This is a genomic window from Butyrivibrio sp. WCD3002 (assembly GCF_000424265.1).
Taxonomy (GTDB): Bacteria; Bacillota; Clostridia; order Lachnospirales; family Lachnospiraceae; genus Butyrivibrio.
Window position 1 is genome coordinate 18,164 of sequence record NZ_KE384156.1, and the last position, 18,818, is coordinate 36,981.

The window sequence follows — 18,818 nt, forward strand, 5'->3', positions numbered from 1 at the left end:
ACCCGAACGTTACTTTATTAGCTTAAACAGCTTTAAAATGGACAAGCTTATGTTTCTGATCGTTGTCCTGTTTCTTATCCTGATTCTTCCTGTCTTTATCCATCCTGATACATTCGCGCATTCCCCATGTTGAACGAATGATAAGTCCATCAAAGATCATATACATTGAAGGAAGAACAAGTATAACAACTGCCATTGAGATAAGGGCACCTCTTGCCATCAGGAAGCAAAGGGATCCGATCATATCAACGCTTGATACAAGTCCTACGCCGAATGTCGCAGCGAAGAAGCTAAGTGCGCTGACAATAACTGACTTCATGCTGGTGGAAAGAGCAATTCGTGTAGCCTGTTTCTTACTCTGACCATCCTTTCTCTCTTTGCAATAACGTGTGGTCATCAGGATAGCATAGTCGACTGTAGCTCCCAGCTGGATGGTACCGATTACAACCGATGAAATGAACGGTATTACTGTACCTGTAAATCCGGGAATACCCATATTGATGAAAATCGCAAACTCGATTACCGCTACAAGTATAAACGGAAGTGATATTGACTTCATAACAAGAGCGATTATAAGGAATACACATCCTATGGATACTATGCTGACAGTCTGGAAATCCTTTGCTGTGATATTGATAAGATCCTTTGTACAAGGAGCTTCACCAACTACCATCGCGCCGCTGTCATATCTTTTTACTATTTCATTTATTGATTCTATCTGTGCATTGACTTCATCTGATGCTGTCTTATATTTACTTGTAATCATCAGCATCTGGTAGTCATCGCTTGTAAGCTCCTCTCGAAGCTTCGCAGGGATCATTTCTTTAGGAAAAGTAGGTCCTATTAGTGCTTCAACACCAAGAACTCCATCGACGCCCTTTACTTTCTTTAATTCTCCGATCATGCCCTGCATGGTTGCAGTATCTATATCGGCATCTGCGAGAATCATATAAGTCGTATTTGTCTCAAAGTTTTTCTCAAGCTCTATCATCGCCTGTCTGCTTGAAAGATTCTCAGGCAATGTCTCTGAAAGGTCATAATAAACTGCTGTGTGCTTGTATCCCCATATTGCGGGAGGAAGCAGGCACAGGAAGATAAGTCCGAATACAAGTGCATGCTTGGAAATCCATCTGGGAGTCTTAACAAACTCCTGAACAACCGGCTTATGCTTGGTCTTTTCAATAATCCTGTCAAATACGATGATCATTGAAGGAAGGACTGTTACACAGCTTATAACACCGAAGATAACACCCTTTGCCATAACAATTCCAAGATCCAGACCGATTGTGAAGCTCATAAAGCAAAGAGCTACGAAACCGGCTATTGTCGTAATGGAAGATCCAAGTACTGACTGGAAGGTTGCTGTGATGGCATTCGCCATGGCTTCCTTCTTATTTTCTTCTCCCTTTTCAATCTCTTCCTGGTAGCTGTGCCAGAGGAAAATCGAATAATCCAGTGTAACACCCAGCTGAAGAACCGCACTTAAGGACTTTGTAAGGAAGGATATCTGCCCAAGGAAGATATTCGTTCCCATATTAAACATTATAGCAATACCGATACTTGCGAGAAAGAAAAACGGTATTAAATATGAATCCATTGTCAGTGAAAGAACTATTGTGGCAAGGAGTACTGCCATACCTACATATATAGGAGTTTCTTTCTCTGTAAGGTTCTTGGTATCAAGGACTATTGCTGCCATTCCGGAAAGGAAACATTTCTCATTGGCTATCTTCCTTATATTAGTAATGGCTTCCATGGTACCGTCACTTGAAGTCGTCTCATCAAATATGATGAACATCAGCTGCGTATCGCCTTTTCCAAGAGCTTCCTGTATTTCATCGGGAAGCATTTCCTTAGGTACTGTGTAATCCATGAAGGTGTCATACCAGATGACCTTCTTTACATGCTCAACCTTTTCAACTTCCGCCTTCAAGGCTGCGATGTCTTTATCAGCCATTCCCTCAACCACAAAAAGGGAATAGGCTCCGGTTCCGAACTGATCCATCAGGATGTCCTGACCCTTCATAGTCTCAATCTCTCCCGGCAGATATGAGAGTATGTCGTAATTAACTCTTGTAGCTGCCATACCTGCAAAGCAGGGAATCATGAGTGCTATGCTGGCAATCAGTATTATGAACCTTGATTTTACTATTGCCTTAGACAAATACTTCATAACAATCACCTCATTAAAAAATAATTATGACCGGTAGTCATTTTTTACACTTTATGTTATACTCTAAAAATGACCGGTAGTCAATATTTACAAATGAGAAAAGTGAAATAATTTATAAAACAGGACGAATGCTTGCATGTATGATATATGTAAGTGAATGTAGTTGTGATAGGATAAAGCTATGGGAAAATGGGATGCTAATAAGAAATTAAAAAGAGATTCTTTGTTAAACACCTCCTTTGAGTTGTTTACTTCACAGGGAATCAATCAGACTTCAATATCTGATATTGTAAAAAAAGCCGGTGTGGCTAAGGGCACCTTCTATCTGTACTTCAAGGACAAGTATGATATAAGGAACAGACTTATCGCCAAAAAGTCAAACCAGCTTTTTACTGCTGCCTATGAAGCTCTGCAAAAAGAGAACCTTCATACCGCAGAGGATAAAATCATTTTCATGATGAAGCATATCCTTATTGAGCTTGCTGAAAATCATATGCTTCTCACTCTTATTTATAAGGATCTTAGCTGGGCACTGTTTAAGGAAGCTATGACCACTGACAGCGAGGATGCCGAAACAGATATCCTTCATATAATGACAGTGATGTTCGAGGAATCAGAAGTGAAATATCATAATCCTGAGCTCATGATGTTTATGATAGTGGAAATGGTAAGCTCTGCAGGATACAGCTCCATCATTCATAAACAACCTCTTCCTCTGGACGAACTTTTGCCTGAACTCGAACAATCAGTTCGAGGAATCATGCACGCCCACGAAATTTATAGTAAAACCATACATAACACTTAAAATAGGATTTCGCTTGCGAAATCCTTGCGCGCGAGCATTATTGCGAAGCAATTAAATTCCTCTCTGCGAGCTGCGCATCCCGCGGAGCGCTTTTAAATGTTTCCGCGAAACATTTAAATAAGAAAACCCGCGTTGGCAAGACGCGGGTTTTTCAGGTAGGAGATTTCTTATGACTATATATGTCATTTATTAACAGCATAACCTTTCGTCTCGGTTAGCTGCTGCTAACATGGTTATATTAGCATAGGCTAACAAACTGTGCAAGTGTTTTTTTCATATTTTTATTTACAGTCATCAAAAAAGCGCCACAAGCAGCGTAGTTACTGCCTGTGGCGCATATAACCATTTTAAAAGTTTTGATTAAGGTTATCTCAGATTCCCGAAAAAAGTATCTCCGGAATTACCGTCTGTGTCATCATCAGGATAATCGTCGTCCCCTTCAAAGTCATCATCTTCTTCAAAGTCTTCGCCGTCTTCGTCGTCATATTCTTCGTCAAACTCGTCTTCGTCCGGATCTTCATCATCTTCAAAATCATCGTCATACTCATCATCATATTCATCGTCGAAGTCTTCATCATAATCTCCAAGAAGTCCTTCTTCCTCAAGACGCTCTCTGACATCATGATCAAAGTCCAGATCGAATTGACTGTAGTCTACTCCGGCTTCCTCCAGCATTTCACGGCGGCCTTCCACGTCCTCGGCAAGGAACTGATTAAAATCAAGGCCAGCATTGCATACAGCCTCTACAAGATCAGCATCCACATAGACCATATAATCGGAATCATCGCCTTCAAAATCGTCGTCCATATATGGAAGATTCTCAGGAAAAAGTGAGAAAAACCTTCCGTTTTCATCAAAATCCAGAGGACCAAAGCCTCGTCCAAGATTAACCTTCATAAAACCTCTTATCAATCTCTTTCTACAATCGCAGCTGCGCCCATTCCGCCGCCTACGCAAAGTGTTGCAAGACCCTTCTTGGCATCTCTTCTTTGCATCTCATAAAGAAGAGTTACAAGGATACGACATCCCGAGCATCCAACAGGATGTCCAAGCGCAATTGCACCGCCGTTTACATTGAGCTTACTAAGATCAAAGCCCAAATCCTTACCTACAGCAACTGACTGTGCAGCAAATGCTTCATTTGCCTCGATCAGATCAAAGTCAGAAATCTGATATCCCGCTTTAGCCATGGTCTTCTTAGTAGCTGCAACAGGTCCGATACCCATTATGCGAGGCTCAACACCTGCAAGCTCACCTGCAATCCATGTAGCCATAGGCTTGATGCCAAGCTCCTTTGCCTTCTCTTCACTCATAACAACGATAGCTGCTGCACCGTCGTTAATTCCTGATGAATTTGCTGCCGTAACCATTCCATCGGGTTTGAATGCAGGGCGAAGCTTTGAGATACTCTCCTTGGTAACACCTGCTCTTGGGCCCTCATCCTTTGCAAAGAGAACTGTTTCCTTCTTAACCTTTACCTCAACAGGAACTATTTCCTCGTCGAATTTTCCTTCAGCCTGAGCCTTTTCACATTTCTGCTGTGAATTTGCCGCAAACTCGTCCAGCTCTTCTCTGGTAAGTCCCCACTGCTCACAGATATTCTCAGCTGTAATACCCATGTGGAAGCCTCCAAATGCATCAGTAAGGGCGTCTTTGATCATTGTATCGATAAGCTCGCCGTTGTTCATTCGATATCCAAATCTCGCATTCTGAAGTGCATAGGGTGCTCTTGACATATTCTCTGTACCACCTGCAACGATAATATCTGCATCACCCATAGAAATGAGCTTAGCTGCAAGATTGACACAATGAAGACCTGATCCGCAAAGAACGTTAATGGTTGTAGCCGGAACTTCAACCGGAATACCTGCATTTACCGCAGCCTGACGAGCAACATTCTGTCCTGTGCCTGCTTGTATTACGCAGCCCATGTATACTTCGTCAACCTGTTCAGGCTTAACTCCTGAACGTCTTAATGCTTCTTTAATAACAATTGTACCAAGATCCGGAGCCGGGATGTCTTTAAGAGCACCTCCCATAACACCAATTGCTGTTCTGCAAGCTCCCGCTAAAACTACTTTTCGTGCCATGAACTTTATCCTCCTTAAGAAAATTATGATTAATAATACGTATACTAATTATATCATAATTCAATCAAACCTCTTCAACATAAGTGACGTAATCAAGCTTATTAAAAAGCTTCAAAATCTCATGATGTGATACCCTGCTGTCCAGCTTAAGATTGATGATAAGCCCTGTATCAGACGGAAGTATGGTCTTATCCTTACTCTTATTCATACTCATTACCACAAATCCCTTTTCGGAAATAAACCTGTGAAGCTCAGTGACACCGCGTTCCTTACTTACTTCTATATAAATGCTCAGGTACTGACTATGGGATTCAACACTGTTACTTAGATGAAGAAGGACTATATTTGTAAAGACAATAAGTATAAATGCTGTGATTCCAACTGCCAGGTATCCGGCACCTATTGCCATGCCCATGCAGGCTGTTACCCAGAGCGTCGCAGCGGTAGAAAGCCCCTTTATCTGTTTCCTTCCTGTTACCAGAATCGTGCCTGCGCCGAGAAAACCAATTCCATTTACTACTCCTGCAGAAATTCTGGCGGCATCCGAAGATAGCCCGGGCATCATCGCAAGATAGATATTTAAAGCCGTTGCAACAGCAGAACCAAGGCTCACCAGTGAAAAGGTCTTTATTCCCGCACTGTGATGAGTAGCTATTCTTTCCCACCCGACAAGGCTTCCGAGAACAGTAGCAAGAATAAGCCTAAGAGCTACCGCAATATCACTTGTTCCCTGCAGATAGTTCAAAACATTTCCCATGCTCATAAGAAACCTCCATTTCTATAGTAAGCTTCAAAAGCATTTATCTTACTTTTATTATAATGCACCTCCCTGATTTTCTCCCGTAAATTTCCTATAAACAACAAGCCCCGCATACCATTTTCATGGCATGCGGGGCAATATGATTTACAATTATTTAAGCTTCCAGATATCTCTGTTGTACTCTTCAATTGTTCTGTCTGATGAGAAGAAGCCGGCCTTAGCGATGTTCTTAAGCATCATTCTCTTCCACTTCTCACGGTTTTCATAATCAGCAAAGATAAGATCCTTCTCTCTGATATAATCCTCCAGATCGATAAGTGTCATGAACCAGTCCTTATTAAGGAGTTCATCCTGAAGACGCTTTAAGTTCTCCTTGTGTCCTACTGCAAGGCACTGCTTGGAGGTAATGAAGTCTACAGCCTCCTTAACTACCTTGCTCTTCTTGTAGTAATCCTTTGATACATAGTCAGCCTTCTTGTAGTGCTCGATAACCTCATCTGCACTGATACCGAAGATGTAAATGTTCTCATCACCAACAAGATCATGAATCTCAACATTAGCACCGTCATCTGTACCAAGAGTAACAGCGCCGTTAAGCATGAACTTCATGTTACTTGTTCCGGAAGCCTCCTTGGATGCCAGGGAAATCTGCTCTGAAACATCACATGCGGGAATGAGCTTCTCAGCATAGCTTACATTGTAGTTCTCAACCATGATGACCTTCATGTAAGGAGATACATCAGGATCATTGTTTACGATCTCCTGCAGGCAAAGAAGCAGGTGGATGATGTCCTTTGCGATTACATAAGCAGGTGCAGCCTTTGCTCCAAAAATAAATGTGATGGGACGTACAGGCTTTTTGCCGCCCTTGATCTCAAGGTACTTATGAATGATGTAAAGGGCGTTCATCTGCTGACGCTTATACTCGTGAAGTCTCTTAACCTGAATATCGAAAATGGAGTTAGGATCAACTTCAACATTCTCTTTCTTCTTAAGGTAAGCAGCAAGCTCTTCCTTTTTCTGGAACTTGATATCAGCGATCTTATCAAGAACTTCCTGATCATCCATGAACTTCAGAAGGTCTTCAAGCTTATCAGCATCCTTCTTAAATCCATCACCGATCTTTTCAGAAATAAAATCTGCAAGAGGATGGTTACAGGAAAGAAGCCATCTGCGGAAGGTTACGCCGTTTGTCTTGTTGTTAAACTTTTCAGGATAGAGCTTGTAAAAATCGTTAAGCTCAGAGTTCTTAAGAATCTCTGTATGGATAGCTGCAACACCATTTACTGAGAAGCCATAGTGGATGTCAATAAATGCCATGTGTACTCTCTTATCCTTGTCGATGATCTGTACATCAGGATTCTTAACCTTTGCACGGATTCTCTTATCGAGCTCCTTGATATAAGGAACAAGCTGAGGAACAACCTTCTCAAGATACTTAAGAGGCCATGTCTCAAGCGCTTCTGCAAGGATTGTGTGGTTTGTGTAAGCACAGGTCTTAGATACTACATCGATAGCATCATCCATTGAGAATGCCTTCTCTTCAACAAGGATTCTGATAAGCTCAGGGATGATCATTGTGGGATGTGTGTCGTTTATCTGAATTACAGCATGCTTGTAAAGCTCGTGAAGGTCATACTGGCGCTCCTTCTGCTCTCTTAAAATGAGCTGAGCTGCATTGCAAACAAGGAAATACTCCTGATAGATTCTAAGGAGGTTACCTGCCTCATCAGAGTCATCGGGATAAAGGAAAAGAGTAAGGTTCTTCTCGATTTCCTTCTTATCAAAAGTGATGCCCTTCTCAACAAGGCTCTCGTCAACTGACTCAACATCGAAAAGTCTGAGCTTATTTACACCTGTGTCGTAACCCACAACGTTCATATTGTAAAGTCTTGAGGTAACCTTCTTTTTACCAAAGTAAACATCAAACGTTGTGTCTGTCTTCTCAAGCCAGGACTCATCCTCGATCCATGAATCCTTCTCAGCTGTCTGAAGGTTATCCTTAAATACCTGGCGGAAAAGTCCGAAGTGATAATTAAGTCCGATACCCTCTCCTGCAAGTCCAAGTGTTGCAATAGAATCAAGGAAGCATGCTGCAAGTCTTCCAAGACCACCGTTACCAAGTGACGGTTCAGGCTCGCACTCCTCAATCTGTGCAAGATTCTTACCGTTCTTTTCAAGAATCTCATTCACCTTGTCATATACTCTAAGGTTAATAAGGTTATTGGAAAGAAGCTTACCAATAAGGAACTCCATTGAAATATAATAAATCTTCTTCTCACCTGCTTCGATAGGTGCAACCTTCATAAGACGGCTTGTATACTCAAGAAGAACATAATAGGTTTCCTTATCTGTTAAATCCTTAAGTTCCTTTCCGTATTTCTGATTTGAAATCTCAGAAATCGCTTCTTCCATGTTAGTAACAAGTACGTCCTGCTGTAAATTTGAATGCTGACTCATTCTCTCTCCTTTTCCGTCATACATTTATTTAAGTATGACATATAAATCAAAACTTATTTTTCACATCTGCACAAAATTGCAGAAAACGTTTTCTCAGCGGTACAAGTATCATAGCATAAGAAAACGTTTTCCGCAATCCCCAATTATTTATCAAAATGGAAAAGCGCTGAAATGTCTTAACACATTTCAGCGCTCTGAATCATCGCAGGTATTCCTTTTTTTACACAGAGAGAGGTAACCGAGCTCTCATCTCCATAGAAAGCATCCGCAACCGCAACTGCTCTGTCCAAATCATCGGAATCATCATAGATACCTATCTCATTTTCCTTATACCATTCCACGAGACTTCTGTATTCTTCCGCAAGCCCTTTGTTAATTAGTAAAGCGGTATCATAGACTCCCGGTTCCGGTCTCCATATAAGAGCGATCTTGTCCTTGTTTTCCCTGAAAACATCGAAGTTTTCACGAAGCTTCTTTATCATTTTCTCTTCGCCAAGAAGCTTTCCGGCACCGGTGCAGTATAACATGACCTTCTTATATGACCCGTCCCTGTTTTGCAAATAAGGCTTCCACTCCTCCGGAATATCTGCCTTTTCCTTGCATTTTAAGAGGAATTCTTTATACTCATCTGTTCCAAAGGAAAGCTTTGATAAACCTCCATTATCATCATTTCCTTCAGCGGCCTTATCGCCTCGCAGTATTCCATCCTCTAAGGTAATAAGCTCATCATCTGATATCTCCATATAGGGTCTGTCCGGATCAAAAAACAGTCCCTCATGATTCATGCCTCTAAAATCACTGGTGGGATAGCCCAGATTTCCATACATCTTACAGAGAATTCCAAGGGTATCATAGGGTACATTTACCTCTTTTCCGCAAAAAACACCCTTCTGAATAGGAAACAACTCATTCTCATGAATATGGATATCATAACCGGTTGCCCCGGGCTGTGTTATCGGACAGTAAATATCAGGCTTTTGTCCGCGGCAGCTATCCGTTAAAACAGACAGCTCTCTGAAATACTCGCTTATATCCTGTGAGCTTAAGGCTTCAACCCTGGCCTTGTCATTGTAATCAAGATAGGGATTGTTTCGCCTCATTATAGTTCCAAGGTCTTTTCCAATTTCCCTTATCCGCAGGATTCTTGGATCATCACTTTCTATATTATCATCGAAGGGAAATAAAGGAGTTATATCTATGAAAATCCCCTGATTCCATTTCTCATATCTGAATTTTCTCGAAATGCACGTGGTTCTGCTGTTACGAACCTTACCGATAGAATATGCAAAACCCGGATCCGTTTTATAATTCTGTAAAAAAATATAATCAGGAAGCTCTGACTGCAGGGTCATAAGCTTCTCATAATCTTCATAGGGCATTGCGATATCCAGATCATCATCCCACGGGACAAAGCCCTGACTTCTGATACTTCCGAGAAGACTTCCGTTATACAAAGTCCACCGAAGATTATGCCTTTCGCACACTTCCCTTACATGCATAAGGATATCAAGCTCTATTGCCCAGATTTTCTTCTGCTTCTTAGTTACAAGATAGCCGCATATATATTCTTCCTTAAAAAAATCTTCAGGAACAAATCCCTCTGCAATAAGACGATCAGCTTCTGTCATTGAATAACTCCATTTCTTATATAAAAAAGCTAAATATACTCACCTGCAGTAATTCTAAATTCGCTTCCTGTCATCATGCTTGAAGCATCAGAGAGCATATAGATAATTGCATCAAGGTAGTCAGTTCTCTCAAGCATACGCCCCATGGGAAGAATGCCGGCTGCCTGTTTTCTAAGTTCAGCCTCGGATATTCCCTGACTTTTCCTAAGGGCAACTTCACCCTCAGTGGGAGTCCAACCAAGGGTCAGATAATTACATCTTATCTGTTCCGAAGCGTAGTTGTGGGCTATATGTGACATCAGGGTAAGAAGCGCTCCCTTTGAGCATGCATAAGCAGCCCTGTCCTTCTGACCGCCCCAGGCATGGGCCGATCCTACAAGAATTATGGATCCGCCGCCATTTTTTCTCATGCACTCTATTGCTGCCTGGCAACAGAAGAAGGCAGCCTTAAAATTAACATCAAAAACACTGTCAAAGGTCTCTTCAGAGCAGGTATCAAGAGGCGAAACCGGTGTGACTCCCGCATAATTAAGAAATCCATCCACCTTGCCGAATTTTTTTACCGCCTCATCAAAAAGCTTTTTACAGTCCTGTGTATTTTCCAGATCCGTGTGAACAAATATGGCATCACTGCCGTAGGTCTTTATTGCCCTGATTATCTTCTTTGCAGCAACCTTATCACGGCCTCCAATTACAACCCTGGCACCGTGGCTTCCACACTGCTCTGCCGCAGCTCTTCCTACGCCCTTGGTCCCACCGGATATGACTATAACCTTATCATCTAATCTAAGCTCAGACATATATCCCCTCATTTATCATTCAAAAATGTCTGTGATCAATCATTTATCTCAAGTGCTTTATCCACATCAAAGCCCTTTAAAAGCATATTGTTACCATTTATATCGGTTACTTTCACGGAATTCTGATAGAATTTCAGTTTCTCTGCCAGCTCCTCTTTGCTTTCGCAGACAAAATAAATCCTAGCAAGCACCTGTCTCTCGGTTCCTATCCACTCATGAAGTACAACATCTCCCTCGGAGAATCTCTTACCGATATGTACAACAGTCTTATCATCGGTGCCAGGAAGGCCCTTTATTTTCCCAATGGTTCCTTCCTTCAAAAGGAGCCATAGCGTGGCAGCCCACTTGCCGCCATATCTTGAATCATCGACAGCCTTTAGATCAATGTCACCCATTTTCCCTGTCATGGCGAAATCTATGAGCATCCTTCGCTGATCATAGCCATGTATCGCTTTAAGAAGGAGATGCGGTGCTTCACCCTGTAATCTAAAGCCCGTATCATACACATAAAACTCACCGTTTTTATAAAAAGCAGATAGCATCAATACGCCATTCCTGATACCTATTCCACGGAACATTCTTACAGCATTATCATGCATTCTGCTATAGTACTCATCTATATGCTTGGAGGGATAAGTTCCGCCAAGGCACACCCTTGAAACGCCCTCCTGCTCCGTGCAGGCGTAGCGATCATATACGCAGGACGCACTGCAATATCCGTCAACAAAAGTGTAATAAATTCCCATATCGTCGCAGTCCATGTACTGCTCGACAATAAATCTTTTGCTCTTTGAGAATGAAAGTGCCGTTTCAACTGCGCTTTTTAGCTCAGCCTCGGATTCCACCTTAACGATTCCCTTACCGCTTGAGCTGTCCACCGGCTTAACCATCACCGGATACTTTATTCTGTCAAGGTCCTCTCTCTTAAAGGACTCATCAAGATAATACTCAGGAATACCGTGGATACCATACTCTTCACAGGTAGTCTTGAAAACATCCTTATATGCAAAAACATCAACTATTTCCTGTGTGGCATAGCATGGGAGCTTTAGAGCATCACAAACTCTGCAGTAAGCAGGCACCAGCGTATCAGCTACGCCCACCAGAATTCCATCCACCTTTTCTTCATTGGCAAATGCAATAAGTCCCGGGACGTCCATCCCGTCAACACCTGCTGCCTTCCATGCAATTTTCTTTGAAGGCTCATCTTCAATATTGCTGGTTACAATAGTCTTTATACCAAGGTTATTTGCACATTCAACAAGCTGCATCGTCTCATAATTGCCGCCAAGTATCAGCAGCTTCTTATTTTCATAGATACTCATTTTTATCTCCCACCTCTGCGCTTTCTATATTCAAAGCTCTATAAGCTCATCCTCTTCAAAATCACGAACTGCTTTTGTCCCTATAACATCCTTCCATCTCATTGGGGATATGCCGCTTCCCGGTCTTTTGGTCGTAATATTATCCTCTGTAAAAAGCTCGCCCATCTTTATGTCTTTTGCTGCAACTATGCTCTTTCTTGCAACAAGGCGGTTCTTAAGCTCTGCCTCTGTGGGCTCTTTTATCCCGGTACCAAGGGCCTTTTCAATATTCCGGACTGCCTGCACCATCTCCTTTAGTTCCTCGGGTTCAAGACTTGCCTTGTGATCAGGACCTTCCATATTTCTATCAAGGGTAAAATGCTTTTCCAAAACAGTTGCTCCAAGAGCCGCGGCAGCTATCGGAACCTCTATTCCTCTTGTGTGATCTGAGTATCCAACATCACATCCAAAGCTCTCCTTAAGTGAGAGCATGGCCTTTAGATTTACATCCTCCATAGGCGTAGGATAGTTGGTGGTGCAATGAAGGATCGTAATTTTCCCGGCTCCATTTTCTCTAAGAACCTTTAGGGCGTCCTCCACCTCCTGCATGGTGCACATACCTGTAGACAAAATAATATCCTTGCCCGTCTTAGCTATTTTCACAAGATATGGATAGTTGGTGATCTCGCCGGATGGAATTTTCCAGATATCAAGTAATGGATCAAGGAACTCGATACTCTCTGCATCAAATGGAGTTGATAAAAACTTAATCCCCATAGTCTTGCAGTAGTCAGCTAATATCTTATAATCATCAAAAGGAAGAAGGAGCTTTGAAAGCATCTCCTTCTGGGATTCTTCTTTTCCAATATTTTCTTTTTGATACTCAGCCATAGGTGCACTCTTTGACACCAGACTTGAAAGTTTTGCCGTTTGGAATTTAACTATATCAGCGCCGCACTCCTTTGCTGTATCGATCAGTTTTTTTGCTATTTCAAGTGACCCGTTATGATTAACTCCCGCTTCCGCAATTATAAGAATTCTGTCAGCCATCCAAACCTCCAAAGTTATATTTATTCATGGAAAATCCACTGCCAGCCCTGCTTTATTTCGAGAATCTTTCTATAATCTGATTCACCTCATCCAGATCTATCCTGAGTTTGCCATCATAGATATTCATTGGATAATCTCCTTCAAGGGGCATAATCTCAGGTGTAACGTCTTCATCCGTAAAGTTATACACGATCAAAAACCTCTTCTTAGGATCTATCATCCAATACTCCTTCACACCGGCATTACAATATTTCTCAGATTTGATGAACATATCTTTTCTACGCGTAGATGGTGACAATATCTCCAAAACAAAATCCGGCGCACCATAGATTACCCTATCCCTAATCTTATCTTCATCACAAACAATTACCACATCCGGTTGAACCATGGTCCTGTCATCACAATCCAGCTGCACGTCAATGGGGGAATACAGTGGTATGCAATCGCCCTTATTGGATCGTATGAAGTTATATATTGTATTAAACACAGCACTGCTAATTATCTGATGAACAGGTCTCGGTGCTGTCATGTCATAGAAAACACCATCTATCAGTTCAACCCACTGATCTTCTGGTAGCGCATAATAATCTTCCACAGTATATTCACCATTTTTCTTACTCCCATAAGATGGTGAGCTCTCCGCCAGTTCTGATAACTTTTCACCCCTATCGGAAAAAATAACGCTACTTTGCTCATAGGAATATGCCTTGCCAAAATATTTGGATTCATCTCCCTCAAGTACCTTCTCAATTGCATCAAGTGTAGCCTTCCTGGGATTTTTGGTATTGCCGGAAAAAATCCTCTGCAGTGTAACCACCGGGACCCCGGTGTAATCCGAAAGTTGGGTAAAACTATATCCCCTTGAATCCTTGATCCTGTTCATCTCTTCGATAGTCATGGAAGCCTCCTGCATCTGCGATAAAAAACTGATAGGGCAAATGATAATGATTTGCATCGCAGCATATCAATGCCAATCATTATATATATTTTAATATCACATTATATCATTAAATATCATTCGTCAATATCAGTTCCAGCCCCTTAGAATTCTGGCAGGCATTCCAACGGCAGTACACTGGGTTCCAACATCCTTTAGGACAACGGCACCCGCTCCTATTATCGCATCGCTTCCAACCTTCACACCCTGAAGAATTGTTGCCCCCGCACCAACTAAAGTATTGGCACCTATACTGCACTCTCCGCAGACCTTTGTTCCAACAGCAACGTGAGCAAAATCACCTATTATACTGTCATGCTCAACTATTGCTCCGGAATTTATTATGACGTTATCGCCAATTGTTGCACCTGCATTTATCACCGCATTTTTAGCCACGAAAATACCGGTGCCGAGCTTGGCGTTTACGGACACCACTGCCGATGGATCAATAATGTTGGGAAAAGAAAAGCCCATATCCTTTGCCATATAAAAAAGCTTGCTTCTAAGGCCGCTGGGCTTTACAAAGCCAACAGTAATAAAGGCCTTGGTAGTACCCTCAGCTAAAAGCTTTGGTAGCACATCATCAGTACCCACAACCTCACAGCCAAAGATATCGTCTCCGGGCTTAAGATTTACATCTGTTATGAAAATTTTTCCAAATCTCTTAGATCTTAGCGCAGCATCTATAACGGATTTACAATGACCGCCGCCACCTATCATAACTATATTATCCATGCCTTTACCTCAGTATCAAAACCGGTCCATCTGTTATATATAATTATAAACGGAATTACGATATAGTTAAACAATAAAAAGGAAAGGCACCCTCCGTTTGGAAGGTGCCTCTGAGGTTTTGATTTTGATTATCAGTTTTATTATCAGCCCTGAAGGAGTGACATAACACCCTGTGTACTCTGGTTTGCCTGAGCCAGCATTGACTGTCCTGCCTGTGCGAGGATGTTGTTCTTGCTGTAGGTAACCATCTCGTCTGCCATGTCTGTATCGCGGATTCTGGACTCTGCTGCTGTTGTATTCTCTACTACGTTATCCAGGTTCTTGATTGTGTGCTCTAATCTGTTCTGGATAGCACCGAGTTCTGATCTCTGCTCTGATACAACCTTGAGAGCGTCTTCGATAGCGTCGATTGCGTATGTAGCTGAAATTCCGAGGCTGTCTGTTACTGTAAGGTTCTGGATACCGAGGTTAGCTGCGTTCATAACCTGTACGTTCATCATGATCTTATTTGTCATGTCTGCGTCAGATCCTACATGAAGCTGGAGGCCAAGGTCCTTAGCAACCTTTGCTGTTCCCTTTGAAATTGAGAAGGTGAATCTCTTTTCATCATTTGTTACGCCGTTGGGCTGAACAGATGCCTGAACGCCTACATCTACCATGCCTACCTTATTACTGTCAACACCGATGAGGTTAGCCTGTTTAAGGGCTTCCTTCATCTTGTCAATAGCTGTTGATACAGTAATGTTTGTGGTGATGGATACATTTGCAGCCACTCTGGTACTTCCGGTTCCATTCTGAACACCTTTAGGAATTCTTACCTGAGCACCATCAACTACCATTGCCTTAATCTCTTCAAGTGTGTATTCCTGATCGCCAACCTTGAATACATCTGTAGTGGTGTCATATGAACTTGTTGCTTTAACATAAGTTGTTCCGTTGATTGTTACGGATGTACCTGCTGTCAGTGCTGCTGATATTCCGCCCTGAAGATATCCGATTGTATCTGTATCTGCATTGTACATATGATAGTTGATACCTGCAATCTTGATGTCTTCACTGGACTTAAGGTATGTTGTGAATGTTGCACTTGTTCCAAGATCTGCAACTGTTCCATTAAGACCTGCGTCGTGTGCAACCATGTATTTGTTATAGTTTCCGGTGCCGCCTCTGAGGAGGTAGGTCTCGTTAAACTTTGTTGTCTCTGCTACTCTGTCGATCTCAGTTGTAAGCTGTGAAATTTCGTTCTGAATGGCGTCACGGTCACTCTTACTGTTTGTTCCGTTAGCTGCCTGTACTGCCAGTTCATTCATTCTCTGAAGCATATCGTGTACTTCTGTGAGTGCACCTTCTGCTGTCTGTACTGCGCTTACACCATCGTCAGCGTTTGTTGATGCTCTGTCAAGACCTCTCATCTGTTTTCTCATCTTTTCACTGATGGATAAGCCTGCTGCATCATCTGCTGCTCTATTAATCTTGTAACCTGAGGAAAGTTTTTCTGAAGACTTTGCCTGGCTTCCTGTTGTAATGCCAAGCATTCTATTAGAATTCATCGCCGTCAAATTATGCTGGATAACCATATTATACCTCCATGTGGGTGCAGTCCATCCCTCTAATCCTTAGAGCCGGGGCTGCTGCTTGATACTTTGTTTCAAAATAATAGTTACTTATTAAGTTGAGTGCGCTCCCACATCGATCATCCATGACGATGTTTTTTATTCTTTACACTTTATATATCGTTAACTTTTTTGTTTCCTTAACCCCTTTTTTGAAATTTTTTTGAATTTTTATTTCAAAATGTATTTTCATTCCATAAAAAAGCGAAGAAACGCAGTATTTATGCGCATCTTCGCCACCATATTTTTTTATGATTTTATTTCATTTTCGCATTTTCTACCTGTCTTTTAATATCTAATCTCCGAACCTTAACCACATCTTTCTACATATTCAGGTATGTAACTTTCTCTGCATAATTCATTCCTCATTTCTAATGAGCTAATATATTTGGTCTATCCTGATCTGCATCAGCTTTGAAAAACACCTTTCTTGCATCATCCACAACAGTTTTAAAGGCATAATCCAAATCAATGTTTTCCTTAAGAAATGGTTCAAAATAATTTGGAACTATAACATCTGCATAATCCTTTCGATTAATAAAACCTGCCTGGTTAAGCTCCTTATCGTCAAGACCAACTTCTACAAAATCGACATACTCCAGATCATTTACAACAAGATAGTCCTGCATTTGGTTCTTAATCCCTGCTAAATAACTTATGCTTCCGATGTAGTCCACTATCCGCAGGCAATAATAATTTCCATCCCCACATTTTCTGGCAATGATTATCGCCTTTATTCCACCTTTATCCTTAATAGCTAAAAACTGATACTTATAAACCGGATGTTTTATAAATCTGTTAACATAGTATATTTTAGATTTGTACTGTGCATATTCTCCAAATATTTCTGAAGAATCCGGAATAGCACAATAATCATCATACGAAAGATCCACCAGTTCGAAAACATCCTTCGTATCTGCACTAAATGACGGATATACATCTCTAAGTCCACTCGAAAGATGATCCTGAGCTGAGAAATTTGGCATTACATATTGCTCAATTGTTCCCGTGCTAAAGTTCCAATGCTTATAAATACTCAAAGCCACCGCACTTATACCTAAAATAGAAATTGTTTCAATTTCTATATGATTCTTGAGATAGTGGTACATCGAAACTCCAAGGCCTTTTCTCTTTATATCATCACGATTTTTCCAAATACAAGGCCACACCATTGTTCTCTTTATGCCTGAGTCAAATTGACTTGTAGGCACAAAGCCCAATAAAGCATGTATAGCATTATCTTCTTTATAGCGTGCAATAACAAAATTATATCTGTGATTTTCTTTATCAAGATGCTGAAAATCAAAAACCTCTTTAGACAGACAAAAGATATGATTTTCCTTCCAATGAATCTTTAGAAAGCTCTTTATATCGTCATACTCATCATCATTACAGAATCGAATATCATAATCGTTGTATATTCCTTCTGTATATTCTTTTCCTTCCAGTTCCGCTAAGATATCTCTCATAGCTTGTCCTCCATCAAAAATTACTATAATTTTCTGTAACAGGTGGAAAATCATTACAATCAAGTCTAGGCAACTGCAAGGCATCATCCAACCCAATTTCAGCAGCTTTAACCCTTGTTGTTAATCCCATACAAGCCCCTTGCTCTTTTATGAATGAAAGAACGTCATCATTGTAACTTCCATATGGATAGTTCATTACCCATTCTTCTCTATCTATAAATTCATCCAAAATTTCTAAAGCTCTTGTAATATCTTTACGCATCTGATTGGAAGAAAGATTTCCTAGCCAATAGTGATCATATCCATGTAATCCGATAAACATACCATGCTTCTTCATTGTACGGATCTGTTCACGCGTCATATATAGCTCATAAGCAAGTTGTTCTTCCGTAATACCAACATACTTTTCAAATAATTCGCTGGATATTTGGTTCCTTAATTTCTCCGGAAGTATAGTTTGAAGAATTCTTTTAACAAAAATAATATCTTTCCCATCGTATCTGTTTGCCACAGCATACTGATTCCACAATTCCTCTGTAGTGGGATAATCAAATTCCTTACCCCTATAGTAATCAATGCGCTCTTTTACGTCTTGCACGAGACTCTCAATTTGGGCACTTGCTAAGATATAATGTATTTTATTAACGTCTAACAATTGATGTGTTGCAAACGTCTTACCCGGAATAAAGAACGATCCCTGAAAACCAAATTCCTCCAAAATAGGAAATGCAACAGTATAATTATCAACATATCCATCATCAAAAGTGAGTAACAGTGCCTTTTCAGGCAAGGACTTCTTACCCTTGACTGCTGCTATGACCTGTTCCATAGTAACAACATTAAAATTCTCAGAAAAAAACTCCATCTGCTTCCTAAAAAGATTTATATCAAGCCCTCGTATTTGGGGATATCTGCTATGTTTAAGATCCCGCGTATAATGGTACATTGATATTAAAAGTTTTTGTTGTTTTCCTCCCATTTTCACTCTCCATAA

The 18,818-nt window shown here is 41.1% G+C and carries 15 protein-coding genes; 1 reads left to right on the forward strand and 14 read right to left on the reverse strand.

Going from position 1 to position 18,818, the window contains the following annotated elements:
• Positions 1–22: 22 nt before the first annotated feature.
• On the reverse strand, positions 23–2,173 hold the full coding sequence (locus G608_RS21980) for an efflux RND transporter permease subunit (protein WP_051209571.1): 2,151 nt from the start codon (positions 2,171–2,173) through the stop codon (positions 23–25).
• Positions 2,174–2,354: 181 nt separating this feature from the next.
• Here G608_RS21980 and G608_RS0119105 point away from each other — a divergent pair, with 181 nt between their 5' ends.
• Entirely contained in the window at positions 2,355–2,978 is a 624-nt protein-coding gene (locus G608_RS0119105) for a TetR/AcrR family transcriptional regulator (RefSeq protein WP_026497323.1), read from the forward strand.
• 366 nt (positions 2,979–3,344) lie between these two features.
• Here the strand turns inward: G608_RS0119105 and G608_RS23490 are convergent, their stop codons facing one another.
• The 13 genes from G608_RS23490 to G608_RS21995 form a co-directional block, all read right to left on the reverse strand.
• Positions 3,345–3,875, reverse strand: a complete 531-nt coding sequence (locus tag G608_RS23490; RefSeq protein ID WP_051209573.1) for a hypothetical protein — start codon at positions 3,873–3,875, stop codon at positions 3,345–3,347.
• An 11-nt stretch (positions 3,876–3,886) separates the two neighbouring features.
• A complete protein-coding gene (locus G608_RS0119115) occupies positions 3,887–5,068 on the reverse strand; it encodes an acetyl-CoA C-acetyltransferase (protein WP_026497324.1) in 1,182 nt (393 codons plus the stop codon).
• 64 nt (positions 5,069–5,132) lie between these two features.
• The gene (locus G608_RS0119120; RefSeq protein ID WP_026497325.1) at positions 5,133–5,831 is read right to left on the reverse strand and encodes an MgtC/SapB family protein; all 699 of its coding nucleotides are present in this window, start codon (positions 5,829–5,831) and stop codon (positions 5,133–5,135) included.
• 147 nt (positions 5,832–5,978) lie between these two features.
• Entirely contained in the window at positions 5,979–8,288 is a 2,310-nt protein-coding gene (locus tag G608_RS0119125) for a glycogen/starch/alpha-glucan phosphorylase (protein WP_196810256.1), read from the reverse strand.
• A gap of 176 nt (positions 8,289–8,464) precedes the next feature.
• On the reverse strand, positions 8,465–9,916 hold the full coding sequence (locus G608_RS22725) for a LicD family protein (protein WP_051209574.1): 1,452 nt from the start codon (positions 9,914–9,916) through the stop codon (positions 8,465–8,467).
• 29 nt (positions 9,917–9,945) lie between these two features.
• The gene (locus tag G608_RS0119135; protein ID WP_026497327.1) at positions 9,946–10,716 is read right to left on the reverse strand and encodes an SDR family NAD(P)-dependent oxidoreductase; all 771 of its coding nucleotides are present in this window, start codon (positions 10,714–10,716) and stop codon (positions 9,946–9,948) included.
• A gap of 35 nt (positions 10,717–10,751) precedes the next feature.
• On the reverse strand, positions 10,752–12,041 hold the full coding sequence (locus tag G608_RS0119140; RefSeq protein ID WP_035796333.1) for an ATP-grasp domain-containing protein: 1,290 nt from the start codon (positions 12,039–12,041) through the stop codon (positions 10,752–10,754).
• Positions 12,042–12,071: 30 nt separating this feature from the next.
• The gene (gene neuB, locus G608_RS0119145) at positions 12,072–13,070 is read right to left on the reverse strand and encodes an N-acetylneuraminate synthase (protein ID WP_026497329.1); all 999 of its coding nucleotides are present in this window, start codon (positions 13,068–13,070) and stop codon (positions 12,072–12,074) included.
• Positions 13,071–13,122: 52 nt separating this feature from the next.
• On the reverse strand, positions 13,123–13,968 hold the full coding sequence (locus G608_RS0119150; protein ID WP_026497330.1) for a Uma2 family endonuclease: 846 nt from the start codon (positions 13,966–13,968) through the stop codon (positions 13,123–13,125).
• Between the two features lie 129 nt (positions 13,969–14,097).
• Complete coding sequence (locus tag G608_RS0119155) at positions 14,098–14,742, reverse strand: acetyltransferase (RefSeq protein ID WP_026497331.1); 645 nt, start codon at positions 14,740–14,742, stop codon at positions 14,098–14,100.
• A gap of 143 nt (positions 14,743–14,885) precedes the next feature.
• A complete protein-coding gene (locus G608_RS0119160; RefSeq protein WP_026497332.1) occupies positions 14,886–16,319 on the reverse strand; it encodes a flagellin N-terminal helical domain-containing protein in 1,434 nt (477 codons plus the stop codon).
• Between the two features lie 407 nt (positions 16,320–16,726).
• Positions 16,727–17,824 (reverse strand): hypothetical protein, encoded by a 1,098-nt coding sequence (locus tag G608_RS0119165; protein ID WP_026497333.1) that lies wholly within the window; start codon positions 17,822–17,824, stop codon positions 16,727–16,729.
• 13 nt (positions 17,825–17,837) lie between these two features.
• On the reverse strand, positions 17,838–18,803 hold the full coding sequence (locus G608_RS21995) for a polysaccharide deacetylase family protein (protein WP_026497334.1): 966 nt from the start codon (positions 18,801–18,803) through the stop codon (positions 17,838–17,840).
• Between the last annotated feature and the right edge of the window lie 15 nt (positions 18,804–18,818).